Origin of the sequence: Plantibacter sp. MCCC 1A11337 (assembly GCF_013349365.1) — a bacterium.
GTDB classification, from domain to species: domain Bacteria; phylum Actinomycetota; class Actinomycetes; order Actinomycetales; family Microbacteriaceae; genus Plantibacter; species Plantibacter flavus_A.
The window spans coordinates 1-26356 of sequence record NZ_JABJWX010000004.1 but is presented as its reverse complement, the minus strand read 5'-3'; the positions used below and the strand labels follow the sequence as shown (position 1 = coordinate 26356).

18 protein-coding genes are annotated in these 26356 nt (G+C 70.9%); 8 read left to right on the top strand and 10 right to left on the bottom strand.

Translation table 11 applies throughout. The features are described 5' to 3' along the window. Positions 1-39 precede the first annotated feature (39 nt). Positions 40-858 (top strand): class I SAM-dependent methyltransferase, encoded by an 819-nt coding sequence (locus HOW07_RS14830; protein ID WP_175117687.1) that lies wholly within the window; start codon positions 40-42, stop codon positions 856-858. 110 nt (positions 859-968) lie between these two features. Here HOW07_RS14830 and HOW07_RS14825 read toward each other — a convergent pair whose 3' ends face one another. Beyond that, entirely contained in the window at positions 969-2342 is a 1374-nt protein-coding gene (locus HOW07_RS14825; RefSeq protein WP_254628419.1) for an LCP family protein, read from the bottom strand. Next, positions 2339-2860 (bottom strand): 5-(carboxyamino)imidazole ribonucleotide mutase, encoded by a 522-nt coding sequence (gene purE, locus HOW07_RS14820; protein ID WP_370582001.1) that lies wholly within the window; start codon positions 2858-2860, stop codon positions 2339-2341. The genes HOW07_RS14825 and purE overlap by 4 nt, the downstream gene beginning before the upstream one ends. Before the next feature lie 146 nt (positions 2861-3006). On the opposite strand from purE, the gene HOW07_RS14815 reads away from it, so the two are divergent. Both HOW07_RS14815 and HOW07_RS14810 read left to right on the top strand, forming a co-directional pair. Continuing rightward, the gene (locus tag HOW07_RS14815; RefSeq protein ID WP_175117686.1) at positions 3007-4110 is read left to right on the top strand and encodes a VIT1/CCC1 family protein; all 1104 of its coding nucleotides are present in this window, start codon (positions 3007-3009) and stop codon (positions 4108-4110) included. Positions 4111-4241: 131 nt separating this feature from the next. Then, on the top strand, positions 4242-6335 hold the full coding sequence (locus HOW07_RS14810; RefSeq protein WP_175117685.1) for an acyltransferase family protein: 2094 nt from the start codon (positions 4242-4244) through the stop codon (positions 6333-6335). A 221-nt stretch (positions 6336-6556) separates the two neighbouring features. On the opposite strand, the gene HOW07_RS14805 is transcribed toward HOW07_RS14810, so the two are convergent. The 5 genes from HOW07_RS14805 to mvk are packed head-to-tail and all read right to left on the bottom strand — an operon-like array spanning position 6557 to position 12081. Beyond that, on the bottom strand, positions 6557-7750 hold the full coding sequence (locus HOW07_RS14805; protein ID WP_175117684.1) for a hydroxymethylglutaryl-CoA synthase: 1194 nt from the start codon (positions 7748-7750) through the stop codon (positions 6557-6559). Positions 7751-7809: 59 nt separating this feature from the next. Beyond that, on the bottom strand, positions 7810-8877 hold the full coding sequence (locus HOW07_RS14800; RefSeq protein WP_079002857.1) for a hydroxymethylglutaryl-CoA reductase: 1068 nt from the start codon (positions 8875-8877) through the stop codon (positions 7810-7812). After that, positions 8874-10091 carry a phosphomevalonate kinase gene (locus HOW07_RS14795; RefSeq protein WP_175117683.1) on the bottom strand — a complete coding sequence of 406 codons (1218 nt, stop codon included), beginning with the start codon at positions 10089-10091 and terminating at the stop codon, positions 8874-8876. Before HOW07_RS14795 ends, HOW07_RS14800 begins: the two co-directional genes overlap by 4 nt. Further along, positions 10088-11146, bottom strand: a complete 1059-nt coding sequence (gene mvaD / locus HOW07_RS14790; protein WP_314140515.1) for a diphosphomevalonate decarboxylase — start codon at positions 11144-11146, stop codon at positions 10088-10090. Before mvaD ends, HOW07_RS14795 begins: the two co-directional genes overlap by 4 nt. After that, entirely contained in the window at positions 11143-12081 is a 939-nt protein-coding gene (gene mvk, locus HOW07_RS14785; RefSeq protein WP_175117681.1) for a mevalonate kinase, read from the bottom strand. Before mvk ends, mvaD begins: the two co-directional genes overlap by 4 nt. Positions 12082-12470: 389 nt before the next feature. Between mvk and HOW07_RS14780 the strand changes: the two genes are divergently transcribed. Both HOW07_RS14780 and HOW07_RS14775 read left to right on the top strand, forming a co-directional pair. Further along, entirely contained in the window at positions 12471-18053 is a 5583-nt protein-coding gene (locus HOW07_RS14780; RefSeq protein ID WP_371743693.1) for a glutamate synthase-related protein, read from the top strand. 23 nt (positions 18054-18076) lie between these two features. Further along, the gene (locus tag HOW07_RS14775; RefSeq protein ID WP_175117679.1) at positions 18077-19909 is read left to right on the top strand and encodes a sulfite reductase subunit alpha; all 1833 of its coding nucleotides are present in this window, start codon (positions 18077-18079) and stop codon (positions 19907-19909) included. 178 nt (positions 19910-20087) lie between these two features. Here HOW07_RS14775 and HOW07_RS14770 read toward each other — a convergent pair whose 3' ends face one another. Both HOW07_RS14770 and HOW07_RS14765 read right to left on the bottom strand, forming a co-directional pair. Next, positions 20088-21233, bottom strand: coding sequence for a 5-(carboxyamino)imidazole ribonucleotide synthase (locus HOW07_RS14770; RefSeq protein ID WP_121291905.1), 1146 nt, complete (start codon positions 21231-21233; stop codon positions 20088-20090). Positions 21234-21362: 129 nt separating this feature from the next. Further along, positions 21363-21920, bottom strand: a complete 558-nt coding sequence (locus HOW07_RS14765; protein ID WP_231884331.1) for a PH domain-containing protein — start codon at positions 21918-21920, stop codon at positions 21363-21365. Between the two features lie 101 nt (positions 21921-22021). Between HOW07_RS14765 and HOW07_RS14760 the strand changes: the two genes are divergently transcribed. Further along, entirely contained in the window at positions 22022-22834 is an 813-nt protein-coding gene (locus tag HOW07_RS14760) for an EI24 domain-containing protein (protein ID WP_121291906.1), read from the top strand. Here HOW07_RS14760 and HOW07_RS14755 read toward each other — a convergent pair. Continuing rightward, complete coding sequence (locus tag HOW07_RS14755; protein WP_175117678.1) at positions 22818-23609, bottom strand: biotin--[acetyl-CoA-carboxylase] ligase; 792 nt, start codon at positions 23607-23609, stop codon at positions 22818-22820. The two genes, HOW07_RS14760 and HOW07_RS14755, sit on opposite strands and share 17 nt — an antisense overlap. 139 nt (positions 23610-23748) lie before the next feature. Here HOW07_RS14755 and HOW07_RS14750 point away from each other — a divergent pair, with 139 nt between their 5' ends. Together HOW07_RS14750 and HOW07_RS14745 are read left to right on the top strand one after the other, a co-directional pair. After that, positions 23749-25350, top strand: a complete 1602-nt coding sequence (locus HOW07_RS14750) for an acyl-CoA carboxylase subunit beta (protein ID WP_071262519.1) — start codon at positions 23749-23751, stop codon at positions 25348-25350. Beyond that, positions 25347-25598 (top strand): acyl-CoA carboxylase subunit epsilon, encoded by a 252-nt coding sequence (locus HOW07_RS14745; protein WP_083397471.1) that lies wholly within the window; start codon positions 25347-25349, stop codon positions 25596-25598. Before HOW07_RS14750 ends, HOW07_RS14745 begins: the two co-directional genes overlap by 4 nt. Positions 25599-26356: the final 758 nt, after the last annotated feature.

The window sequence follows — 26356 nt, the reverse complement described above, 5'->3', positions numbered from 1 at the left end:
GTGGGCGGACGAGCGATCCGACACTCGTAGGGTTGATTGGTGACCTCATCGACCGCTCGCGAGCGCTACACGCTCGGCCACCACCCCAGTGTCCTGCGCACCCATTCCTGGCGCACCGCCGAGAACTCCGCAGCGCACCTGCTCCCCCATCTGCACGCAGGCCTCCGGGTCCTGGACCTCGGCAGCGGGCCGGGCACGATCACGCTCGACCTCGCCCGCCTCGTGGCGCCCGGCAGCGTCATCGGCGTCGACGCCTCGGACGAGGTCACCGCCGACGCCCGAGCCCGCGCGGCCGCCGCCGGCATCGGCAACGTGAGCTTCACCGTCGGTGACGCCTACGCACTCGACCTCCCCGACGACAGCGTCGACGTCGCGCACGTCCACCAGCTCCTCCAGCATGTGGCCGACCCGGTCGCCGTGATCCGCGAACTGCGGCGGGTGGTCCGACCGGGCGGCGTCATCGCCCTGCGCGAGATCGTCTACGGCGGAGCGGTCTGGTACCCGCTGTCCCCCGGACTCAGCCGCTGGATGGAGGTCTACCAGGAGCTCGCCAGGGCGAACGGCGGTGAACCGAATGCCGGGAGCAGGCTCAAGTCGTGGGCGATGGAAGCCGGGGTGGCGGACATCCGGAGCAGCGCGAGTGTCTGGTCGTTCGAGACTCCGGAGGACAGGGAGTGGTGGGGAGGCGCGTGGTCCGAGCGGGCGCGAACCTCCAGTTTCGCCACCCAGGCGCTCGAGACCGGGATCGCGGACGACGCCGACCTCGCGCTGATCTCGACAGCGTGGCGGGACTGGGTCGGCGCGGACGACGGATGGTTCGCCGTCCCGCACGGTGAGATCATCGCGACCGTGCGCTGAGCCCTTCGACAGGCTCAGGGACCGATAAAGTGGCGCAGGGACCGCCCTTCGACAGGCTCAGGGACCGGGAAGTCGTCTCAGGGACCGGGAAGCCGCCTCAGGGACCGGGCTCAGCCGGCGTCGGGCTCCGGGCTCGGCGACGGCGGGAACAGCTGATCCTGCACCATCTGGTGGATGAGCGTGTAGTCGGGCTCTTCCGGATCGATCGTCGGCGGGACGAACTGCAGGGAGTTGATCGGCAGCTCGCGCGTCTTGAGCGCGAGGTTCACGAAGTAGCCGAGCATGCCCTGCGGCACATCGGTCTTGACGACGTCGCCGCCCGCGGCTGCCACGTCCTGGAAGCGCGCCAGGACGTTCGCCGGGTTGAACTGTTTGAGCATCGCCGTCTGCAGGATGTGCTGGCGCTCCATGCGGTCGTAGTCGCTCGTCGAGTGCCGCGACCTGGCGTACATGAGCGCCGTCCAGCCGTCCATGTGCTGCTGACCGGGCTCGATCCACGCCGTGACGTTCTCGAGGTCGGCGTCGCCGTCCATCGGGAGCCGCTCCTTGACGTCGATGTCGACTCCACCGAGCGTGTCGATCAGCGTTGCGAAGCCGTACATGTCGATGAGGACGTACCACTGGATGTGCAGCCCGGTGATGCCCTCTGCGGCCTGCTTCATCGCCTCGATACCGGGCTCACTCGCCTCGGACGTCGCCTTGGGGAACAGTTCGGGGTTCTTCAGCTCGATCTCGGTGTAGATCGAGTTGAGCTGACAGACGTCGACATCGCAGGAGTCGTCGTAGCCGTCCGGGTACAGGGACGCCATCTCGCTGCCCGCGGGGAACGGGACGTCGACGAGGTCGCGCGGCATGGACATCGTCGTCGCCTGCCCGGTCTCGGCGTTGATGCTGACGACCGACATGCTGTCCGGCCGCATGCCGTCGCGGTCGGGGCCGGCGTCACCACCGAGCAGCAGGATGTTGTAGTAGCCGTCGACCGGCGGCTCCGAGGGACCCGTGTTGCCGAAGATGGAGGAGATCGAGCCGCGCGTGGCACCGGCGACGACGGCCCCGTACCCGGCGCCACCGGCGACCAGGACCATGGCGAGGGTCGTGAACAGTGCGACGCCGAGCCTGGCGTTCGGTGAGGCCTTCACGAGGCGGACGAGCCGCAGCGTGTCGAGCGTCAGCACGACCCACAGGATCGCGTAGGCGACGAGGAGGACCTGGGCGACGGTCAGCGCGATCGGGTTCGTCGCGAGGGTGAAGAGCACCTCGCGGGCGAGGAACATCGTGGCGATGCCGACGACGACGAGCAGCCACAGGAAGAGGGTGAACCCGAGGCCGAACCGGCCGAGCTTCCGGTTCCCGGCGAGCACCTGTGCAGAGCCGGGGATCAGGAGGTTGAGGACGACGAGCCACCAGGCACGCTTCGTCATCACCTCGCGTGAACGGGTGTCGGGATACCGCATCGGCTTCGCGGCGGTGGCTGCACTCGTCATAGCTGCGCTTTGAGGTTCCGGTTCTTCTCCTCGACCGAGTCGGCGAGGGCTTCGGCGTAGGCGACGAGCGCCTGGTGCAGGGCGTCGTCGGCCGTGGCGAGGATCTTGACGGCGATCAGTGCGGCGTTCTTCGCGCCGCCGATGGACACGGTCGCGACCGGCACCCCCGCGGGCATCTGCACGATCGACAGGAGCGAGTCGAGACCGTCGAGGCGGGAGAGCGGCACCGGGACGCCGACGACCGGCAGGGTCGTCACGGAGGCGAGCATCCCAGGAAGGTGCGCCGCGCCGCCGGCTCCGGCGATGACGACCTTCACGCCACGGCCATGGGCGGCCTTGCCGTAGGCGATCATCTTCTCGGGCGTGCGGTGGGCCGACAGCACCTCGACCTCGAACGGCACGCCGAAGTCGCGGAGCACCTGCGCCGCATCGCTCATGACGTTCCAGTCGGAGTCCGAGCCCATCACGACGCCGACGAGCGGCGGGGCGTCAAGGGACGGGGCGGAGTTCTCGGGCATGAGCACCATCGTAGATCGCGGCGGCTGAAGATCAGCTCATGACGCACCGCAGGTGGCGGACAAGCCCTCGCCGAGGCGGCCCCGGTCCGAGGACGCCTCCGGACCGCGCAGCGCCCCGATCGACCGGTGTCTGGGAGAATCGGCGGATGAGCACGTCGACCGCGGACGGATCCGCAGCACGCCCTGAGCCACCGAGCCAGCGCGAGCTGCGGCGGTGGCGCGGATACCTCGCCGACGAACGCGCCGAGGCCGCCGTCTACCGAGACCTCGCCGGTCGGCGGAGCGGTGAGGAGCGCGACATCCTGCTCGCGCTCGCCGAGGCCGAGAAACGCCACGAGTCGCACTGGATCGCCCTGCTCGGCGACGACGTCGGCAAGCCGCAACGCGGTGACCTGCGGACCCGGCTGCTCGGCTGGCTCGCGAGGCGGTTCGGATCCGTCTTCGTCCTGGCGCTCGTCCAGCGTGCCGAGTCACGCTCGCCCTACGCGACCGAACGCGCGGCCACCGAGCGGATGGCCGCCGACGAGCAGATCCACGAGGAAGTCGTCCGGGGCCTGGCCGCCCGTGGACGCAACCGACTGTCCGGAACCTTCCGGGCGGCCGTGTTCGGAGCGAACGACGGACTCGTCTCGAACCTCGCACTCGTCATCGGCATGAGCGCCACCGGCGTCGGCAACGGCGTCGTCCTCGCCGCCGGGCTCGCGGGCCTCCTGGCGGGCGCGCTGTCGATGGGAGCCGGCGAGTACGTCTCGGTCCGGTCGCAGCGGGAACTGCTCGAGGCGTCCAGCCCCAACCCGGCGGCCGACGACGCCCTCCCCCACCTCGACGTCGACGCGAACGAACTCGCCCTCGTGTATCGCGCACGCGGAATGGACGTCGGGGAGGCCGAGGCCCACGCCGCGGATGTCCTGGCCCGCGTCGGTGCCGGGACCTACGAGCGCGAGGCCCGTGCCGCGCTGGATCACGAGGCCATCGGGACCGGGCTCGGAGCTGCACTCTCGAGCTTCTGCTTCTTCGCATCGGGCGCCGTCATCCCGGTCCTGCCCTACCTGTTCGGGCTGCAGGGTGTCGCCGCACTGCTCGTCGCCGCACTCCTGGTCGGGGTGGCCCTGCTCGGAACCGGCGCCGTCGTCGGGCTCCTCTCCGGCGGTCCACCACTCCGCCGGGCACTGCGGCAACTCGCGATCGGATACGGGGCGGCCGCGGCGACCTACGTGCTCGGCCTGCTCTTCGGCGCGAACGTCGGCTGACCCGATCGTCGGTCGTCCGTCGTGAACACCTGAAGCCGAAGCGAACCGGTCATCTGCCGTCCACGAGTGCGTCACCGGCGTTCCCTACGCTGAGCCCGCCGTCCGTCGACCCGGACGGCGGAGGAGATCGCGTGAGGCTGGTGCAGGAGCGGACCGGCGCGTCCCCCCTCCTCGGAGCGGTTCCGCGCACGCAGCCCGACATCCAGCTGCTCCGCGCGATCGCCGTCCTGTCCGTCGTGGTCTTCCATCTGTCGTCGACCCTCCTGCCCGGCGGCTACGTCGGCGTCGACGTGTTCTTCGTCGTCAGCGGGTATCTGATCACGAGCCACCTCGCGCGCCAGGCCGATGCGACGGGACGCGTCGATCTCCAGGCGTTCTGGGCCCGCCGGATCCGGCGGCTCCTGCCGGCCGCCCTGCTCGTGCTCGCCGTGACCGCCGTCCTCATCTGGCGGCTGGCTCCACCGAGCGCCTGGACGCAGTTCTTCACCGAGACCGTGGCGAGCGCGACCTCCTGGGAGAACTGGTTCCTGGCCGGGAGCTCGGTGGACTATCTCGCACAGGGCAGCGCCGCGTCACCGGTCCAGCACTTCTGGTCGCTCTCCGTCGAAGAACAGTTCTACCTCGGCTGGCCGCTCGTCGTCGTGCTGTGCGTGTGGCTCACCCGGCGGCGAGCGTTGGACCTCCGCCGCACCCTCGGTGTGGCGCTCGGGATCATCGGTGCCACCTCACTCCTGTGCTCGATCCTGTACACGGCGGCGGACCCGGCACCGGCGTACTTCGCCACGCCGACCCGTGCCTGGGAGTTCGCGGCCGGCGGTCTCCTCGCGCTGCTCGGGCCGGTCGTGGTCGTGCACCGCACCCGTTGGCGGACGGCCTCCGGTGTCCTCGGCGTCGTCCTCCTGGCGGTCGCGCTGGTCGCCTTCACCGAGCGGACGGCGTTCCCCGGGATCGCCGCCGCCCTCCCGGTGCTCGGGACGCTCCTCGTGATCGTCGGTGGGTCGTCGACCCACCGGTGGTCCGTGACGACCCTCGCGCGGACGCGTGCGTCGCTCCTGCTCGGCGATCTCTCCTACTCGCTGTACCTGTGGCACTGGCCGCTCATCGTGGTCGCACCGTGGGTACTCGGCGTGCCCCTCGCGCTCGACGACCCGCTCGGTCGGGCGATCGCGGCCGCTCTCCTGGTCGTCGCCGTGGTCCTCGCCGCGCTGACGAAACGGTTCGTCGAGGACCCCGTCCGACGAGCCCCCGTCCTCGCGCACGCCCGCCCCGCACGGACCGTCCTGTCGGCCGGCGCGGCGACCGCACTCGTGCTCTGCATCCCGACGGCGGGGTTGCTGACCGTCGCCGCCGAGGAACGCACCCTCGCGAGCACCGTGGACGCCTACGTCGCAGACGGTGAGCCGTGTTTCGGTGCCGATGCGGCCGTGTCGGGCTGCACCAATCCGGCGTTGGCGGATGAACTCCTGCCGCCGCTGTCGGTGCGGACCGAGGACACGGGCGACACCTTCCGGTGTTCCGCAGCCGCCGACGCGCCGGACTTCCCCGGCTGCACCTTCGGTTCGGATCGCCCGGACGCCACGCGGGTCGCGCTCTCCGGGAACTCGCACGCCACGATGCTCATCCCAGGCCTCGTCGACCAGCTCGAGGCACGCAACTGGCGGCTCGACGTGTACGTCGGCAAGGGCTGCGAGTGGCGGGCACCGGGACCCGACGACTCGGCGGCCTGCGACGCCCGGCGGACGCTCATGCAGGAGGCGTTCACGGGTGGGCGGCCGTACGACATCATCCTGGTGACCTCCAAGAGTCCGGACGAGACCTCGGTGGCCGAACAGGCCGCGATCCGAGGCGCGACGCTCGCCGCATGGACACCGGTGCTCGAGCAGGGGACGTCGATCGTGGTGCTGCGGGACAATCCCCGCGTGCCGACCGAAGCCGCGGCCTGCGTCGACCGCGCGAGCGCCGCCGAGCTCATCGCAGGGGCGTGCGCCTTCCCCGTGGCCGAGGCGTACCCGACGTTCGACCTGAACACCGCTACGGCGGCGATGACCGACGGCGCCGTGCCGGTCGTGGATCTCGGCGAGCTGTACTGCGCCGCAGGGACCTGCCCGCTCGCCGTCGGGAACGTGCTCGTCTATCGCGATCTGCACCACATCACGGCCACCTGGTCGCGGACCCTGGGCCCGTTCCTCGTCGACCGCATCCGAGCCGCCACCGCCCGGGGGTGACCAGCCCCTGATCTGGTGGAGTGCCAGCGCGGTGCGCTGACGCGAGCGTGTCGAACCCGGCGTCGGCGCGGGGCGCTGACGCGAGCGTGGGGGAACCGGCACGACCGCGGGGCACACGCGTGAGCGCGCCCCTCTGGAGACCCGCGCTCACGTCCCCGACCCGCGGTGACGTCAGCGCACCGCGCTGGCGACCACCCAAGACAGCCGGGGCGCGGGAGCGGTCAGGCGGAGGTGCGCTCGTACTGCCGGCGGTCGCCGACGACGCCCGCGAAACGGAACGGCGCACCCGTCTCGCGCGGACGGTCGGAGTCGTGGACGTCGGCCGACGCCGCGTCCTCGAGGAGCTGCAGGTAGCGGGCGTCGTCGACGACCGTCCGCGCATCGAGCTGCGCACGGTTCAGGTCGCTCCGCAGAGCCGAGCGGTAGCCCGGACGCACGATGCCGCTGAAACACTCCGCGACCGCACCCGATCCGTAGCTGAGGAACGCGATGCGCCGACCGGTGAGGTCGTCGTCACCGTCGAGCAGCGCGAGCAGCGCGAGGTACACGGAGGCCGTGTAGCTGTTCCCGATCCGGCGGTTGTACCCGGTCGTCGGCTCGATCTGTGCGTCCAACTCCTCCTGGGTGCGCCCTGCGCCGAGCGACTTGGCCAGGTGCCGGTGCGCCTTGATCGCCATCTTCGTGAACGGCTGGTGGTAGCAGAAGTGGTCGACCTCGGAGAAGTCCGCTCCGCCGCGTGACCGGTAGTCCGCCCAGGCCCCCTCGATGGCGTCCTGGTAGGCGGAGATGGACAGCTTGCCGTCGACGATCGCCGTCGCACTGTGGTTCGGGCGCCAGAAGTCCATGACGTCCTGCGTGTAGACGCCGGTCGCGGTCTCGAGCTCGAGGATGGCCGGATCTGCGGCAACGAGCATGGCGACGGCCCCGGCGCCCTGCGTCGGCTCGGCGTTGGAGTGCAGTTCGTACCGCGCGACGTCGCTCGCGATGACGAGCACGGTCTCCTCGGGGTTCCGTGCCACGAGTGCAGCCGCGAACTGCAGCGCTGCGGTGGCCGAGTAGCAGGCCTGCTTGAGCTCGACCACGCGGACCGCCTGCGGCAGGCCGAGCAGCCGGTGCACATAGACGCCCGCGGACTTCGACTGGTCGATCCCGGACTCGGTGGCGAACAGGACGGTCCGGAGCCGGTCGCTGCCGTGCCGTTCGATGATCGGCGCTGCGGCTGCGGCGGCCATCGTCACGATGTCCTCGTCGGCGGCCGGGACGCTCATCTCGCTCTGGCCGAGACCGACGTAGTACTTGGCGGGCTCGACGCCGAAGCGCCCCGCGAGCTCGGCGAGGTCGATGCGGTTCGCACCGGTCGCGAAGGCGATGTCGTCGATGCCGACGGCGGGGCTGGTGGTCTGGTTGGTGTTCACGTGCGGGGTGCTCCGTTCGAGCGTCGACGATGCACCGGTCCCCCGGTGCGGTGGGAGGGTCAGGCGGGCGCGCCGGCCGCGGTCTGCGCGCTGCGTTCGAGCTTCAGGTGGGCGGCCATGAGCTCACCGGGGTTGGTCTGCGCGGCGAGGAGTGACAGTTCGCCGCACCAGACGGCGGCAGCACACAGGACGGCGAGTCGCCGGGCGTTGGCGCCGGGTTCACGGTCCTCTCGGCACCCGAGGCGGGTGAGGTTCTCCTCGACGAAGCCGAGCCCCTTGCCGTTGCCGACCGTGCCGACGATGAGGTTCGGCAGGGTGCAGGAGAAGTAGAGGTCGCCGTCGTGGACCTCGGCGTGCGTGACGCCCTGCGAGCCCTCGACGATGTTCGCGGCGTCCTGGCCGGTCGCCAGGTAGAACGCGAGCAACATGTTGGCGTAATGGGCGTTCGCGCTACGCAGGCCACCGGCGAGGATCGTCCCGACGAGGTTCTTGCGCACGTTCAGCTGCACGATCTGCTCGGGCGTCGTGTGCAGGAACCGCTCGACGATCGCCCGCGGGATCGTCATCTCGGTGACGACGTTCTTGCCACGACCCAGGATGCCGTTGACCGCGGTCGCCTTCTTGTCAGAGCAGAAGTTGCCGGAGATCGAGCCGTACCGGAGCATCGGCCAACGCTCCATGATGTACGGCATGAGACGGTCCGCCGCGAGCGTGACCATGTTGTGCCCGGACGCGTCACCCGTGCGGAACTCGAGGCGCAGGAAGAGCAGGTTGCCGGCGATCTGCGAGTTGATCTCGATGAGTTCTGCGAAGTGGCTCGACTGTGCGACGACGGCCTGCAGCTCGGGGAGGCTGCGCTCGATCTCGCGGAGCGCCTGCAGGGCGTCGCCGGCGGAGTCGACCTCGAACAGGACGGAGCGGCTCATCCGCTCGTCGACGAGCGTCGCGCGGATGCCGCCGGGGACCATGGAGGAGATGCGGGCGCCCCGACGGACCGACGGCCAGAGCGGGCTCTCGTAGGTGGCGAGCGGGACCTCCTGCTCGCCCTCCATGACGTTGCCGCTCAGGTGGAGCGGACCGATCCACTTGAGTGGGACCGGTGCGACGCCGTCGGGTTCGTTGCTCATGCGTGGTGTTCCGTTCCGCCCCGGAGGACGTCGTGCTGCTCGGCGAAAGCACGAGCGTAGGTGGATCTGATGGATTCGACCGCGTCGTCGTCGGTACGGCTGATCTCCGACGGCCCCCACGGGCTGTGGGCGGCGTCGATGAGTCCGGTCGGCGGATGCACCGTGAGCGGGAGCCGCTCGATGCCGTGCGCCGACCAGTCGTCTTCGAGGGCGGCGGTGGAGACGGACTGGCCGATGAACGCGATCCCGCAGTCGCCACCACCGGCACCGGACGACTTGGCCGCCCCGCCGAGACGCTCGGCGGCGTCGCAGAGCTGAGCAAGCGCGGCGGTCTCGATGTCGACACCGGCGTCGCGTCCGAGACCGGCGAGCGTCGCGCGCGCGGAGCGGACGGCACCGAGCACGAGGGCCGGGTCCTCGTCGTTCAAGCCGATCGTGAGGGCGTCGACGGCGGCGCGACTGGCCGCGAGGAACGAGGTGTAGTGGGCGGTCTCCGCCCATTTGCGGGACTGCAGTTCGTCGACGAGACGCGTGGTCGAGGCGGGCTCGCCGGTCCAGCCGACGAGGAGCCGGAGCGAGGTCGGCGGCGACAGTCGCTCGAGTCCCAGCTCGGCCCAGGGGTCGCGGAGGGCGGCGAGCACCCCTTCTCGGTGGCGCACCTCGCGCAGCCGAGCCCGATCGGGTGAGGTGTAGCGGAGCCAGCCGCCGAACATGCTCGCCGCGAGGTCGCCGCCGGAGGCTGCCGGCGCGACGTCGATGGTGGCGAGGATCGCGAGCTTGAGCATCTGCGTCCGGGTGAGGTCGAGCTGGTAGAACTCGTCGAGGGCGCGGATGGTGGCGGTCGTCACGGCGGCACTCGAGCCGAGGCCGAACTTCCTGCCGCTCGCGTCGTCGAGCTCACTGGTGATGGACAGCGCGGAGAACCGCTGCGCCACGCCGAGCTCGGCGACGAGGGTCTCCATCGTGCTCACGGCGGAGAGGACGTGGTCGAGCGGGCGTTCCTCGTGCTCGACGACGACCCCGTTGCGGTTGCGACGCCAGATGATGGGCGCTCGGCCGTACTGGTCGGAGAAGATGCGGCCCTCGTGCTCGCTCGCTTCGAGTCGGACGGTGACACACCGGTCGACCGCGACGAGGATGGAGGGGTGCCCTGGTTCGACGACGGCGTACTCGCCGGCCACGAAGAGCTTGCCGGGCGCCTTGATCTCGATCATCGCGCTCCTTCCGTTGTCTGCTCGCCCGCCGATCCGCCGGGCTCCGAGGTGATGAGCCTCGCGCCCCGTCCGGCTCTGGCGGGGATGACGCCGATGTCGGGCTGCGCCTCGAGGATCCGAGTCGCGAGCTCGTCGACCGCGTCGGCTCGACACAGGATCTTCACGTTCGGGCCGGCGTCCATCGTCGCATAGCATTCGAGGCCGTCGCCTCGGAGGTTTGCGACGAGATCGAGCAGTTCCACGCTCGCCGGTCCCCAATACCTGACCGGCGGCTCGGCGCCGAGCATCGTGGCGTGCATCCGCATCGCGTTCCGCTCCGCGATCGTGCCCACCGCGGTGAAGTCGGCGCGGGCGATCGCGGCGAGCATCTCCTCGAGTTCGACGGGGGTGCGTTCGACCCAGGCGGGGTAGTACGGGGAGGTGTCGACCGTGCGCCGCATGCCGTCGCGACTGGAGACCGACTTGGCCCGGGCGTCGAGGACGGTGAGGACCATGCCGAGCTCGAGTCCGCGCGCGGGCACCGCCTCGGCGAAGGAGCTCTCGTCGTCGTGCCCGGCGTGCCAGACGGCGATCCCGTCGAAGATCGAGCGGGAGGCCGATCCCGAGCCACGGCGCGCCAGCCGGGAGAGGGCACGGCGATCGAGGTCGAGTCCGAACGCGGTCGATGCGGCGAGCGCCAGTGCAGCGAAGCCGGAGGCCGAGGAGGCGAGGCCGGCGCCCGTGGGGATCTCGTTGTGGGAGTCGACGGTGACGCGCTCGTCTCGGTCGGCGAGCGCGCGCACGAGGTCGATGAAGCGTGTGACGCGGGAGCGGGCGGTGCCCTCGAGGGCTCGTCCGCCGAGGAGCACGACGTCGTCGGCTGCGTCCGTCAGTCGCACCGTCGTCGTCGTGGGCGCCGCGTCGAGGGTCAGTGAGAGGCTTCCGGTCCACGGGAGGATGAGCGCCTCGTCCCGCTTGCCCCAGTACTTGACGAGGGCGATGTTGGGGTTGGCCAGCGCGGTCGCGGCGCCGTCGGCCGACGCGGTCTCGGCGTGCTGTTGCGGGGTCAGGGTCACGCGTAGTCCTCCGCGTCGATCGTCCAGGTGCCGAGTGCTCCGGCCTCGAGGAGGGCTTGCGAGATGCGTCGGGCTGACGCGGGGTCCGCGGCGAGGGTGATGATGCATCCACCCTGCCCGCCGCCCGTGAGCTTCGCGCCGAGGGCGCCGTTCGCCGTGGCGACCTCGATGAGCGCGGTGATGGCGGGGTGGCCGGCGCCGAGTTCGTCGAGGACGACCTGCGCCGTGTTCATGCGGGTCCCGAGGTCGTCGCGGCGGTCCGCGGCGAGGTCTGAGACGCCCGCCAGGGTCCCGCGTTCGAGCTCGGCCAGGAGCGTCCGGCCGCGCTCGGGGTGCAGCTCGACGAAGGTGCGGACGTCGGCGACCGCCTTCCGGGTCGACCCGCGCGCACCGGTGTCGGCCACGACGAAGCTGCCGCCGAAGCGGATCGGCGGATGCTCGACCCGGCCGGCGGTGAAGAGGATGGGTGTCGAGGCGCTCGTGGCCCGGGCGTCGAGGCCGCTGGGCGTCCCGTGGGCGACGCGTTCGCCGCGCTGCACGAGCTCGAACCGGTCGGCGTCGTCGAGCGCCACACCGTGGAGGTCGGCGACGGCGTCCACGATCGCGTTGGCCGCTGCGGCGCTCGAACCGAGGCCCCGTCCGATCGGGAGCGTCCCGCGGACGACGACCTCGACGCCGGCCGGGGCCGCACCGACGTGCGCGAGGGTCTCGAGGACGGTGGTCCCGAGCGGATCGGAGGCGTCAAGCGGGCCGAGCGAGATCTCGGTGTCGAGGACAGAGGCCCCGTCGATGCGCCGGGCGGTCGCCTCGACCCGGAGCGACGGGATGGGCAGGGCGACGGCTGGAGAACCGTAGACGACGGCGTGCTCGCCCAGCAGGATCGCTTTGGCGTGCGCGAAGCCGCGACCGGTCGCAGCCGTGTGCTCTGTCGTCATCTCACCATTCTGGTCCGAAAAACATGCAGCTGGCTGCACATCGGTCGTCCGGTCGCGATCCGATCCACCACGGGCCGGCTCGTGAGCCGCCCCGCAGCGCATCCGGGCGCTGCGCGATGGGCCGTCGACGGGAGCCGCCGGAGCGCTCACGGCGTGTCCCATACGTACCGGAAACACCCAGCCTACGCCGATCGGCCGGGTTCGGCTCGTTACGGTTGAGTGGGCGGGACGGCCCGGTTAGGATCGGAACACCTCCATTCATGCAGACGACGGCCGCCGCACCCAGCGCCCGCGTCGACACGGACCCAGCCTCCAGCGACGTAGATCCGGTCCCGTCATCTCACCGTCTCCGGGCCGTCCAGCGCCCGCATTCCGAGGGGTACCCCGTCGTGATCTCGTCTTCCGTTCCACCGCGCCCGCGCACCGCAGCACCATCGCCCCTGCCCGACCTCGTCGATCGCCAGACCGACAAGAGCGACTGCGGCGTCGGCTTCATCACCCGTAAGGACGGCGTGCAGAGCCACGACGTCATCGCCCTCGGCGACACCGCCCTGTGCGCCATCCCCCACCGCGGCGGCATGTCCTCCGAGGGTGTCGGCGACGGAGCGGGCGTGCAGATCGACCTCTCGGTCGACTTCTTCAGCTCCCTCGTCGGCAAGCCGCTCGTCGCCGGGCGGTTCGGCGTCGCGAACGTCTTCCTCCCGGTCGACCACGGTCGGATCGGCGACGCCGAGGCGCTCATCGAACGCTCGCTCGTCGAGGCCGGCTTCACCGTGCTGCTCGCGCGTGCCGTGCCGACGGTCGACGCCGTCCTGCGCCCGAAGGCGGTGCAGTACCAGCTGCCGATCCGGCAGTGGATCTTCGAGCCGTCGGACGACGCCTCCACGGAGGACCTCGACCGGCGCGCGCACGCGGCCCTGCTCGCGATCGAGGCCACCGCCTACACGGACCTCACCCTCGACGGCCTGTACCCGCTGTCGCTCAGCACGCGCACCCAGGTCCTCAAGGGACGCCTCAACTCCGGCGAGGTCATCCCCTACTTCGCCGACCTGGCCGACCCCCTGCACCGGGTGAGGACCCTCGCCTTCCACACCAGGTTCTCGACGAACACCGCTCCCCACCCGTCGATGGCGCAGCCCTTCCGCCTCATGGCGCACAACGGCGAGCTCAACACCGACCGCAAGAACCGTCTGTCCGAGACGGCGCTGGCGGCATCGCGGGGCCGGAAGATCATCCGGGCCAGGGGCCAGTCGGACAGCTCGCGCCTCGACCAGACGCTGCACAGCCGCGTCGTCGAGGACGGCCTCGAACTGCTCGAGGCGGTCGTATCGGTCATGCCCCCGGCCTGGGAGAACGATCGCACGCTGAGCCGCGAGGTTCGGGCGATGCTCGAGTACTTCTCGCTCGTCGAGGAGAAGAACGACGGCCCGGCCGCCCTCATCTTCAACGACGGCACGACCGTCGGCGCCCGGCTCGACCGCCTCGGCCTGCGCCCGCTGCGCAGCGTCGAGACGGCAGACTACCTCTGCGTCACCTCCGAGGCGGGGCAGCTGCCGTTCCCGGACGACGAGGTGGTCCACCGCGGTCGCATCGAGGCCGGCGGCATGCTCGCCTACGACCACCGCACGGGCACGCGCCTCCGAACGGGCGAGGCGCTCGAGCTCCTCGCGGCACGCAAGGACTACCCGGCGATGCTCGCCGCATCGGCCACCGACCTCGACGCGCTCGAGGACCGGGGCGTCCCGGTGTCCGCACCGACGGCCTCGGCGGACGACGCGTTCGCCTACCGCGGTGGGCTGAGCCAGGTGCAGCGCTACGTCGCCTACTCCCTCAACCAGGAGAGCTTCCGGTTCATGACGGACCCGATGCTCGCCTCTGGCAAGGAGCGGATCTCGGCGATGGGCTACGGCAACGCCATCAACGCCCTGTCCGACCAGGAGGGCGGCCTGGCGAAGTACTTCTCCCAGCGCTTCGCCCAGGTGACCAACCCGCCGCTCGACAGCATCCGTGAGGCTGACGGCATGACCCTGCGGGTCGCGCTCGGTCCGAAGCCCGGTAGCGGCACGGTCGGCACGAAGCAGCTCGTCCTCCGATCCCCCATCGTCAGCGAGGACGAACTGCGGCGCCTCAGCGCTCAGCACGAGTCGCCGGTCGCGTGGTTCGACATCCTCTACCGGCCCGAGGTGGACGCGCAGGCGAACGCCGACGCGCTCGAGGCCGCCGTCGAGCGCGTGGCCGCGGAGGTCGCCGGGTTCGCCGCAGAGAACGGCGGCATCGCGATCCTCAGCGACCGCGGCGTCCACGCGGAGGGTGCCGCCCTGCCGCTCATCCTCGTCGTGGCGGCCGTCAACCAGCGACTCATCGACGACGGCCTCCGGCTCCGCGTGTCGCTCGTGGTCGACAGCGGCCAGCTGCCGTCCTCGCACCACGTCGCCTCCGCCCTCGGCTTCGGTGCGTCGGCGGTGCACCCGCTCGCGGTCCGCCTCCGCGCCGAGCAGCAGCACCCCGACGAGGTGGAAGCCGCGTTCCGACGGTTCGCGTACGCCGCCGAGAAGTCGCTCCTGAAGACCATGGGTCGGGTCGGCTTGTGCACCGTCGAGAGCTACATCGGCGGAGAGTTCTTCGAGCCGAACTACCTCGACACGAGCGACCCCGTGCTCGCGCGCGCCTTCCCGCACCTCCGCGCCCCCGTCGGCGGCGTCGGGTTCGCCGGGATCGCCCGGACGGCGAGCGCCTGGCACCAGCGCGCCCTGACGACGTCGAGCGACGCGGACGTCCCGCTCCTCGGCCTGTTCAAGGAACGCGCCGAGGGCGCCGGCCACTCCTACGGGACGACCGCGGTCCGCGGCTTCGTCGACCTCACTGAGGAGCCCGTGCAGCTGCCGCGAGCGGGCACGACCGCCGTCGACCGCGACGGCGGCACGCTCGGCGACGACCCGCTGCGCCTCCACACCATCGGGAACCTCGAGGACGCGTTCGGGATCGACGACGACGCCTACCAGCACACCTCCTTCGACGCCCTCGACGACGACGAGATCGACGCCTTCACCATCACGCCCGGCTACCGCTCCTTCGTCCAGTCGATGACCACCGAGCGGCGCCGTCGCCCGGCCGCCCTCCGCGACGTGCTCGTGCTGCCCGAGGACATCACCCGGCTGACCACCCCGGAGGAGTTCGCGCGCGAGCTCGATCGGCTCGGCCCCGTCGGCAACTCCTCGATCGTCGTCCGCGGCCTGCGCGCGACGCGGACCGAGCAGGGTCGGCACCGGCTGCAGCTCACGGGACCGCTCGCGGGCGACCTCACCCGGGTCTCGGCGCTCGGCGAGTACTACGTCCACCGCTTCGGCGGCGAGGTGACGGGGCACTGGATCTCCGGTGGCGACCTCATCGTCGAGGCGACGGGGTCCGCCGACGACTACTTCTCGATGCTCGTCGAGGGGGCCGAGAGCATCTCGACCGACCTCGTCCAGCCGGCGAGCGAGATCACCCGATCCCTCGCATCCGGGGCGATGAGCCACGGCGCCCTCGTGGCGACCGCGCACGAGGCGGTCGCGCACGGCACCAACATGGTCGGCGGGATGTCGAACAGTGGCGAGGGCGGCGAGCACCTGTCCCGCTACGGCACCATCCGCGGCTCGCGCATCAAGCAGTTCGCCTCCGGGCGCTTCGGCGTCTGGGCCGGCTACCTCGCCGACCCGATGCTCCAGGAGCTCGAGATCAAGATCGGCCAGGGCGCGAAGCCCGGCGAAGGCGGTCAGCTCCCGGCTCCCAAGGTGACGGTGGACATCGCCGCCGCCCGGGGTGGCACGCCCGGCATCGAGCTCGTCTCGCCGCCACCGCACCACGACACCTACTCGATCGAGGACCTCGCGCAGCTCATCCACGACTGCAAGGCGGCACGGGTCCGCGTCGTCGTCAAGCTCGTCTCCTCCGAGGGCATCGGCACGATCGCCGTCGGCGTCGCCAAGGCCGGTGCCGACGTCATCAACGTGGCCGGCAACACCGGAGGGACCGGCGCAGCCGCCGTGACGAGCCTCAAGTACGCCGGACGCAGCGCCGAGATCGGCATCGCCGAGGTCCACCAGGCCCTCAGCGCGAACGGTCTGCGGTCGAAGGTCACCCTGCGCTGCTCCGGCGCGCACCAGACCGGTCGCGACGTCGTCATCTCCGCCCTGCTCGGCGGCGACAGCTTCGAGTTCGGGACCACCGCGCTCATGATGCTCAAGTGCGTCATGGCGAAGAACTGCAACGTGAAGTGCCCGGCCGGTCTCACGACCAACCCGGAGACCTTCGACGGCGACCCGCGCGCGCTCGCGCAGTACCTCCTGAACATCGCGCACGACGTCCGCGAGCGGCTCGCCATCCTCGGCCTCCGCTCGCTCCGCGAAGCCCGCGGTCGCACCGACCTCCTCCACCTCGTCGACCATCCGGCCGCCGTCGCGGACCTCGACCTGCGGGCCATGCTCGCGGTCGTCCCCGAGGTCGTCGTCACCGACCCCGTCTACCTGGAGAAGGACTTCACGCTCGACGACGCCCTCATCGAGCGGGTACGGGCAGGACTCTTCGACGACGGCCGGACGACGCTCGACCTCGGAGCCGAGGACGCCGACGGCGGGATCCGCCTCGGCAACCGCTGGCGTTCCGTGGGCGGGCAGCTCGCGATCGACCTCGAGCGCATCCTCAACCATGAGCTCGACGACGCCCAGGCGGCGGCGATCCCGTCCGTCGTCACCGACGACCGCGGCCACCGTTCGCTCGCCGCCGACACCGTGACCATCCGCACCGAACACTCCGCGGGGCAGTCGTACGCGGCGTTCTGCGTCGACGGCCTGCACTGGCGGCACACCGGCACCTGCAACGACGGCGTCGGGAAGAGCGCCTCCGGTGGCACCATCGCGATCCTCTCCCCCGGCGGCGGCAGCTCGGAGGACGGCGGCAACGTCCTCATCGGCAACTTCGCGCTCTTCGGGGCGACCGGCGGCCGCACCTTCGTCCAGGGCGAGGCCGGCGACCGCTTCGCCGTCCGCAACTCGGGCGCCACCGCGGTCGTCGAGGGCGTCGGCGACTACGCCTGCGAGTACATGACCAACGGCGCCGTGCTGAACCTCGGCGGCTTCGGTATCGGCTTCGGCAACGGGATGAGCGGTGGCTTCGTCTACCAGTACGACCCGCGGGGCGAACTGCCGAGCAAGGTCAGCGCGGACTCGCTCCTCCTCGGATCGATCACCGAGGGCGAGCAGGCGGCGTTCCACGAGGCCGCCGTGCTCCTGCTGCTGGAGTGGCACGTCGAGGCGACCGGCTCGCCGCTCGCCTCCCGGTTGCTCGCCGAGTGGGACACGGCGAGGCACCAGTTCGTGTTCGGCATGCCCCGCGCACTGCTCCTCTACCAGGACAGCGACGCGATCCTCGCAGCCAAGAGCCGGAAGGAACTCCTCGACGAGCTCGGCGCGGCCCTCGCGGCACAGCAGCTCCGCACCTTCAAGCTCGACTACCGCGACCGCCGGCCGGTCCGCGGCGGTCGTGCCCCCGGACTCGGCGAACCGGCGGCTGACCCGCAGGACGTCTACGCACTCCTCACGAGCTACACGGTGCTGAAGCTCGCCCAGGAGGTCGCGCTGTCCCGCACACCAGGCGTCGACGACCCGTCGCACCCGCTCGTGCAGGCGAGCGTGCGCACGCTCATCCTCACCGAGGACTTCTTCGTCATGCAGCGGGTGCAGCGGGCGGCTCGAGAGCTGCTCGAACGGTACGACGACGGGGCGCTCGCCGCCATGATCGCGTCGAAGCGACTCCACGACTACACGGAGGCCCTGCGGCTGCGGAACGTGCGGTCGATCGACCACCCGGGCACCACGGGGTGGATCATGCACCAGCACGCCAAGAACCGTGCCCGATCCGCAGCGACCGGTGGCACCGAAGCACTCCTTGCATCGGCCGCTCTGGCCGAACTGACGCTGGCGGGTGGCCGATGAACGCGCCCGGCCCGGAGGGGATCATGACCGAGACACGGACACCGACGGCGATCGGATCGAGCCCGGTGCTCTTCGAGGCGCTCGCCGCGCTCGGCAGCAGCGCCGACGACCCGTTCATCCCGGCGGACGCACCGTTCAGCCCCGAGCAGCGTGTCTGGCTCGCCGGTTTCCTGGCCGGTGTCCGCTCCAGCGCGATCGACGCCACCGACGCAGGTGGCCGCACGCCGCAGCTCGCCCTGCACGTGCTCGTCGGGACGCAGACGGGCACCGCGGAGGCCATCGCGGAGGATCTCGGCCGAGCCGCCTCCGGCTACGGCGTGGCGGTGACGACGATCGGGCTCGACGACGTCGAGGTCGACCGGCTCCCGACGATGGGACACGTCGTCGTCATCACCTCCACGTACGGCGAAGGTGAGATGCCCGACAACGCCGGACTGTTCTGGGAGACGCTTCAGGCGAGCACCGCACCACGCCTCGACGGCCTGAAGTTCTCCGTGCTCGCGCTCGGCGACTCCGGATACGACGGGTTCTGCCAGGCGGGCAAGCTCATCGACACGCGCTTGGAGCAGCTCGGCGCGGAACGCATCCTCGCCCGCGTGGACTGCGACGTCGACTACGAGGAGCCCGCCGCGGCGTGGACCACGCAGGCGCTGTCGCTGTTCGGCGCCCTCGCCCCGACGGATGCCGATGCGGCACCCGCTCCCGCGCCGGCGGCCAAACCGGCGAAGAAGCCCGGCCGCACGCGTTCACCGTGGACCCGCAAGACGCCGTACGGCGCGACCCTCGCCGTCAACCGCGTCCTGTCCGGGCCCGCCTCGTCGAAGGAGATCCGGCACTACGAGTTCGACCTTGGCGACAGCGGCATCGAATACGCGGCCGGCGACGCCCTCGGCGTCATGCCGAGCAACGACCCGGCGCTCGTCGACGCCATCATCGCCGAACTGGACGCGACCGCGGACGAGTCGGTCGACGGCTCGACCCTGGCGGACCGGCTCACCCACGGGTTCGAGATCCGCACCCCGTCGAAGGACCTCGTGGCCGAGCTCGCCGACCGCGCGCCGGGCTCGGAGCTGGCGGGGATCCTCGCGCTCGCCCAGGCGGAGACGCTCGACTCCTGGTTGCGCGACCGCGACATCCTCGACCTCCTGCGCTCCACCGCGGTCCGGTTCGACGCCGCCTCGCTCCTCGACGTGCTGCGTCCGCTCCAGCACCGCGCGTACTCGATCTCGTCCAGTCCGCTGGCGGCCGACGGGCGCGTGCACCTCACCGTAGCGAGCGTCCGGTACGCGGTCGGCGACCGTCTGCACGGCGGCGTCGCGTCGACGCATCTCGCCGACCGGGTCGCGGAGGGTGCCACGAGCGGGATCTTCGTCTCCGCGAACGCGGGCTTCCGGGTGCCCTCGGACGACGATGCACCGCTCATCATGGTCGGCCCGGGAACCGGGATCGCGCCGTTCCGCTCGTTCCTCCAGGAGCGCCGCGAGCGCGGGGCGACGGGTCGGAACTGGCTGTTCTTCGGCGACCAGCACCGAGCGCACGACTTCATCTACGAGGACGAACTCGGCGAGCTGCTCACCGGAGGGGTGTTGGACCGTCTGGACCTCGCGTTCTCCCGCGACCAGCGCGAGAAGGTGTACGTCCAGACCCGGATGCGCGAGAACGGCAAGGAGCTCTACGCCTGGCTCGAGGAGGGCGGCCACTTCGCCGTCTGCGGTGACGCCTCACGGATGGCGAAGGACGTCGACCAGGCGCTGCATGAGCTCATCGCCGAACACGGCGGGCGTTCGACCGAGGCCGCGGCCGAGTACGTGCACACGCTGAAGCGCGAGAAGCGCTACATCCGCGACGTGTACTGAGGCGCTGCGGGCTCGTGAGCAGGGCCCTTCGACAGGCTCAGGGACCGGTCACCGATCCCCGGGCGCCCCGCCCGGTCCCTGGGCTCCCCGCCCGATCCCTGAGGCCCTCACCCGGTCCCTGAGGCCCTCACCCGGTCCCTGAGGCCCTCACCCGGCCCCTGAGCTTGTCGAAGGGCGGTCAGGCGTTCTCGGCTCCGAGCAACGCCGCGGCGGCCCGTGCCTCGTACACGACGTCGTCGAGGTCGTCGCCGGCGACGTTGACGTGGCCGACCTTACGCCCGGGGCGCGGGTCCTTGCCGTAGTTGTGCACCTTCGCCAGCGGGTGCGCACCGAGGACCTGCGGGTACCGGTCGTCGAGCGTCCCCTCCGCGGGCCCGCCGAGGACGTTCACCATGACGGTCCAATCGCGGTGGCAGCCCGTCCAGCCGAGGGGCAGGTCGAGGACGGCCCGCAGGTGCTGCTCGAACTGGCTCGTGACGCTGCCGTCCTGCGTCCAGTGCCCGCTGTTGTGCGGACGCATGGCGAGTTCGTTGATGAGCAGGCGGTCGTCGTCGGTCTCGAAGAGTTCGACGGCCAGGACGCCCGTCACCCCGAGCGCGGTCGCGACGGTCACGGCGATCTCCTCCGCGGTGTCGGCGAGCCGACCAGCCGAGCCGGGCGCCGGAGCGATGACCTCGCTGCACACCCCGCCGAGTTGGACGGTCTCGACGACGCGCCACGGCACCACCTCGCCGGACGGGCGCCGGGCGACGAGCTGGGCGAGCTCGCGCCGGAACGACACCAGCTCCTCGACGAGCAGTGCTCCGCCGTTGGCGTCCTCGGAGAGCGCCGTGAACCAGTCGTCGACCTCGTTCGGTCCGTGGACGACGCGGACGCCCTTGCCGTCGTAGCCACCACGTGGCGTCTTCACGACGCCCTTCCCGCCGTGCTCGGCGAGGAAGGCGGCGAGCTCCTCCTGATCGTGCACGCGCGCCCAGTCGGGCACCGGCAGTCCGAGCTCCGTGAGGCGTTCGCGCATGAGCAGCTTGTCCTGGGCGACGGCGAGCGCGTCCGGTCCCGGGTGTACCTGGACACCGGCATCGACGAGCGCCCGCAGGACCTGCTGTGGCACGTGCTCGTGGTCGAAGGTGATGACGTCGACCGTCTCGGCGAAGGCGAGCACCGTGTCGGCGTCGCGGTAGTCGCCCACCTCGACGGTGGCGAGCCGGGCGGACATGCCCTCCTGCTCGGCGAGCACCCGGATGTCGAGTCCGAGGTTCACGGCCGCGGGCACCATCATCCTGGCCAGCTGACCGCCGCCGATCACTCCGACGCGAATGCTCATGGGTTCACTCCAGCTCTCCGGCGACCGGCCGGCGGGTCTCGTTTCGGCAGGCGGGACGGGCGGATCCTGAGGCGGATCGGCGGGTGCCCCGACTCGAACATCGTACCGGCCGGGCGCGCCCCGCACCGGTCAGCGTCGGACCGGTGGCTGCTGCATCGGAGGCGGAGCTGCCGGGTACGGCGCGGCGATGCTCTGGTTCTCCGCAACGAGCTCGTGCAGGGCGTTCTGGACGAGGACCGCACCGGGCACGTCCCGCAGGACGACGGGCACCTCGCCACCGCTCGTCACCCGGACGTTGCCGCTCCCGAAGGCGCTCTGCACCCAGCTCTTGTGCACCGTGATGCCGTAGCCGCGGGCGTGGTAGAGCTCCTGGCGCGTCCGCACGAAGAACCCGCGACGGACGATCAGTCGCCGGGTCGTGATCACGTAGCGGACCGACAGCCAGGCGATGAACGGCAGGACGCAGGCGACCAGCACGATCACCCCGCCGCCGATGAGGACGGCCCAGTTCTGCCACTCGAGGTCGAACGAGCCGAAGAAGTACGCTCCGGCGCCGCTCACCGCGATGAGCAGGAGGGCAGGGAGCAGGAGCCGCCGGGCATGCGGACGCAGGCGTGCGACCACACGTTCGGTCGCCGCCGCGGGAGGAGCCGGCCTGCCCGGCCCCGTCATACCGGGATCAGCCATACTCCCATTCTTAGCAGTCGCGGCAACCCGCCGCCTGCTCCCACCCCGCCCGTCGGCGATCCCGAGCATGCGTGCATCGGCCGCCCGGCTAGCATGAAGGCGTGAAACCGGCCGACAGCACCGCACCGACGGCGCAGCACCCCGGCGTCGTCGGGTCGTTCCTCGAGGGGATCGGCATCCTCTTCGGCGGGTTCCGCCTCTGGGGTACCTCGCCGAAGCGCATGCTGCTCGGCATGGTCCCCGCCGCGATCGTGGGCGTCGTGTTCATCGCGCTGCTCGTCCTCCTCGGCGTCAACGCCGCCACGATCGTCGACTGGGCGACACCGTTCGCCGACACCTGGGACGAGCCGTACCGCTCGTCCATCCGGGTGGCCGCAGCGGTGGCATTGGTGGCCGTCGCCGTCGTGGTGATGCTGTACGCCTACGCCGCAGCGACGCTCCTCGTCGGCGACCCCTTCTACGAGCGGATCTGGGCCGACGTCGAACGCACCCTCGGCGACGCTCCTCCGGAGTCGGGTGAGTCCGCCTGGCGCGGACTCCTCACCGGTGTCACCCGGGCACTCGGCCTGCTCATGCTCACCATCCCGACGGCGGCCGTCCTCTTCCTCCTCGGCTTCGTCCCGGTGGTCGGCCAGACGGTGGTCCCGGTGCTCGGGCTCGCCGTGAGCGGTTGGTTCCTCGCCCTCGAGCTGACGGGCTACGCGTTCGACGCGAGGGGATTGTCGTTGCGCGACCGCCGCCGGACCCTCGCGAGGAGACGCGCCCGCACCCTGGGCTTCGGGATGACGGTCGCGGTCCTCTTCCTCGTGCCGGTCCTGTCCGTGCTGGTCATGCCGGCAGCCGTCTCCGGCGCGACGGTACTCGCACGCCGGTCCCTCACCGAACAGGCGGGAACGCTCAGCGCACGTGCGTGACGTCGCCGGCCGCCACCGCGACCGGCGCACCACCGTCGGTCGGTCGGACGACGAGCCGCCCGTCGGCGTCGATCCGCTCGGCCGTCCCGGTCAGGATGTCGCCGCCGGGGAGTTCCACCCGCACCGAGCTGTCCAACGTCACGCATCGCTCGGTGACCGCAGCTCGGAGCCCGCTGGCCTCGGCGTCACCGGACGCCGCCAGGTAGGCGTCGTACAGTGTGCCGAACGCGCGCAGGTAGCCGACGAGGACGGTGTCCGGGTCAGGATCGACGAGACCGGCGAGCGCGAGCGAGGTGGACCGGTCGGTCGGCAGTTCCTCGGCACGCTGACGGAGGTTGACACCGGTCCCGAGGATCACCGCGTCCCCACTCGGCAGCAGCTCGGCGAGGATGCCGGACACCTTCCGACCGCCGATGAGCACGTCGTTCGGCCACTTCACGTCGGCGGGCACCCCGAGCTCCCGGAGCGACTCCGCGAGCGCCGCACCCGCGAGGAGCGGGAGCCAGCCGTAGGCCTGCAGCGGGAGCGGATCACCCGACGGAGTGACCGGCCGGAGCAGGACCGAGACGGCGAGTGACGTGCCGGGTGGCACCGTCCACACGCGACCGAGGCGGCCTCGTCCCCCGCGCTGGTCGTCGGTGACGACGACCGCGCGGTCCGGCCACGCGGCGCCGCCGTCCTCGCGCACGCGTCGGGCGAGTTCGTCGTTGGTGGAGCCGGCGTGGGCGAGGATCTCGAGGCGTGGGACGAGGGCGGCGGCGAGGGGCAGATCCATGGCACAACCCTACTGAGGCCCGTCGTCGGTGCCCGCGTCGCCCACCGGCATGCTTGGACGATGCCGACAACGGATCAGCGCGCCGCTTGTACCCGATCGTCAACGGGTCGGCCGGGGGACCACCGGGTAAGGTGAAAGCGTGACCGACGAAACCACCTCCGGCCCTGACCTGTACACGACGGCCGGGAAGCTCGCCGACCTCAAGAATCGCTATCACGAGGCCGTGACGGCGAGCGGCGAAGCCGCCATCGAGAAGCAGCACAAGAAGGGCAAGCTCACCGCGCGGGAGCGCATCGAGCAGCTGCTCGACCACGGCAGCTTCGTCGAACTCGACGAGTTCGTGCGGCACCGCACGACCGCCTTCGGCATGGACCGCTCACGGCCGTACGGCGATGCCGTCGTCACCGGCACCGGCACCATCCACGGCCGCCAGGTCGCCGTGTACTCGCAGGACTTCACCATCTTCGGCGGTTCGCTCGGCGAGGTCGCCGGCGACAAGATCATCAAGATCATGGACCTCGCGTTGAAGACGGGCGTCCCGATCATCGGCATGCTCGACTCCGGCGGCGCGCGCATCCAGGAGGGCGTCGTCGCGCTCGGCAAGTACGGCGAGATCTTCCGACGCAACACGCAGGCCTCCGGGGTCATCCCGCAGATCTCCATCATCATGGGTCCGGCGGCCGGCGGTGCCGTCTACTCCCCCGCACTCACCGATTTCGTCATCATGGTCGACAAGACGAGCCAGATGTTCGTCACGGGGCCCGACGTCATCAAGACCGTCACGGGCGAGGACGTCGGCATGGAGGAGCTCGGCGGCGGGTACACGCACAACACCCGCTCGGGCGTCGCCCATTACCTCGCGAGCGACGAGCCGGACGCGCTCGACTACGCCCGGACCCTCGTCGGCTTCCTGCCCGACAACAACCTGTCCGAGGCCACGGTCTTCGACGTCGAGGTGGAGCTGGAGACGACGGACGAGGACCGCCGACTCAACACCCTCATCCCCGACTCGCCGAACCAGCCCTACGACGTGAAGACCGTCATCGAGCACGTCGTCGACGACGCGGACTTCCTCGAGGTCCAGCCGCTCTTCGCGCCGAACATCGTCATCGGTTTCGCGCGCGTCGAGGGACGGTCGGTCGGTGTCATCGCGAACCAGCCCTCCCAGATGGCCGGGACGCTCAACATCGAAGCGGGCGAGAAGGCGAGTCGGTTCGTCCGGTTCTGCGACGCGTTCAGCATCCCGATCCTCACCCTGGTCGACGTCCCCGGCTACCTGCCCGGCACCGACCAGGAGTGGACCGGCGTCATCCGCCGCGGCGCGAAGCTCCTCTACGCCTACGCCGAGGCCACGGTGCCCCTGGTGACCGTCATCCTGCGCAAGGCCTACGGCGGCGCCTACATCGTCATGGGCTCGAAGCAGCTCGGGGCCGACATCAACCTCGCCTGGCCCACGGCCGAGATCGCGGTCATGGGCGGGCAGGGTGCCGTCAACATCCTGTATCGCGGCGAGATCAAGCGGGCCGAGGAGGCCGGCGAGGACGTCGCCGCCGTGCGCACGCGCCTCGCGAACGAGTACACCTACAACGTGGCGAGCCCGTTCCTCGCCGCCGAGCGCGGCGAGCTGGACGGCGTCATCGAGCCGGCTGCCACGCGGGTCTCGGTCATCAAGGCGCTCCGCGCACTCCGGACGAAGCGTGCGAGCCTGCCCGCCAAGAAGCACGGGAACATCCCGCTGTGAGCACCGGCACCGAGCCGAGCACGACCGAGCCGTCGTCGATCGATCTGCGGATCGTGCGCGGTGCGCCCACAGACGAGGAACTGGCTGCGCTGACCGCGGTGCTGAGCGTCGCGATCGCCGAACAGGCGCTGCGCGACGCCGACACCGCCCCGGCGCCCCGTGTCCCGTCGACGTGGGAGCGGACGAGGCGGAACCTCCGTACGGGGATCACCGCGGGCCCCGGACACTGGCGCGCGTTCACGGGCTGATCCGCCTGGGCGGACGACCACCGGTTGCCCCTCGTGGCGCGCGGTGCTGTCCCCCGTTCGTGTCCTCCATAGTGCCGACTGTCGGGGGTACCCCTGATGGGGGATGATCATTCTCGACAGTTGAGTCTCATCGAGACCACTTCACCAGCTCCTGCTCCATCTAGGGTAAGCGGGCAGGAGTTCGGGGGCGGGTCAGAGCGGTATTCGGGTTACCGCTCTGACCCACGAACGTCACGGAGGGCCAGCATCGGGTGCTGGCCCTCCTTTCGTTTGACCTCTCCCGCCGCCTGCGCGACTTCCCCCGGGTCCCTGAGCACCCTCCCCGGTCCGGAGCACCCCCGGTCCCTGAGCAACCTCCTCCGATCCTCTGAAGCATCCTCCCCGGTCCGCTGAGCGCCCTCCCCGGTCCCTGAGCTTGTCGAAGGGCGCACGTAAGCACTTCGACAGGCTCAGTGATCGGAGGAGGTGCGCCCGATTTCCCTCCGGCTCTGAGCAGCCCTTTCCCGGTCCACGAGCGACCCTTCCCCGGTCCCTGAGCCTGTCGAAGGGCACACGAGGAGACTTCCACAACCGGTGCGACTCGGCATCTGGAATGTCAGTGGTCCATGGTGGAGTTGTCCCATGACCGAGACCACCATCACCGCGACCCTCGTCGGCGACGAATACGCCGCGCAGCTCGCGGAGTTCTCGGAGCAGTACGAGGAGATCCAGCGTCGGCGTGCTGCTCTGGACGCCGAGGAGGTCCGCCTCCTCGCCCG

Coding starts and splice junctions, on each gene's coding strand:
- HOW07_RS14825 (WP_254628419.1), bottom strand. CDS start 2,342: ATGACGAGTGCAGCCACCGCCGCGAAGCCGATGCGGTATCCCGACACC.
- purE (WP_370582001.1), bottom strand. CDS start 2,860: ATGCCCGAGAACTCCGCCCCGTCCCTTGACGCCCCGCCGCTCGTCGGC.
- HOW07_RS14815 (WP_175117686.1), top strand. CDS start 3,007: ATGAGCACGTCGACCGCGGACGGATCCGCAGCACGCCCTGAGCCACCG.
- HOW07_RS14800 (WP_079002857.1), bottom strand. CDS start 8,877: ATGAGCAACGAACCCGACGGCGTCGCACCGGTCCCACTCAAGTGGATC.
- HOW07_RS14795 (WP_175117683.1), bottom strand. CDS start 10,091: ATGATCGAGATCAAGGCGCCCGGCAAGCTCTTCGTGGCCGGCGAGTAC.
- mvk (WP_175117681.1), bottom strand. CDS start 12,081: ATGACGACAGAGCACACGGCTGCGACCGGTCGCGGCTTCGCGCACGCC.
- HOW07_RS14775 (WP_175117679.1), top strand. CDS start 18,077: ATGACCGAGACACGGACACCGACGGCGATCGGATCGAGCCCGGTGCTC.
- HOW07_RS14770 (WP_121291905.1), bottom strand. CDS start 21,233: ATGAGCATTCGCGTCGGAGTGATCGGCGGCGGTCAGCTGGCCAGGATG.
- HOW07_RS14765 (WP_231884331.1), bottom strand. CDS start 21,920: ATGGCTGATCCCGGTATGACGGGGCCGGGCAGGCCGGCTCCTCCCGCG.
- HOW07_RS14755 (WP_175117678.1), bottom strand. CDS start 23,609: ATGGATCTGCCCCTCGCCGCCGCCCTCGTCCCACGCCTCGAGATCCTC.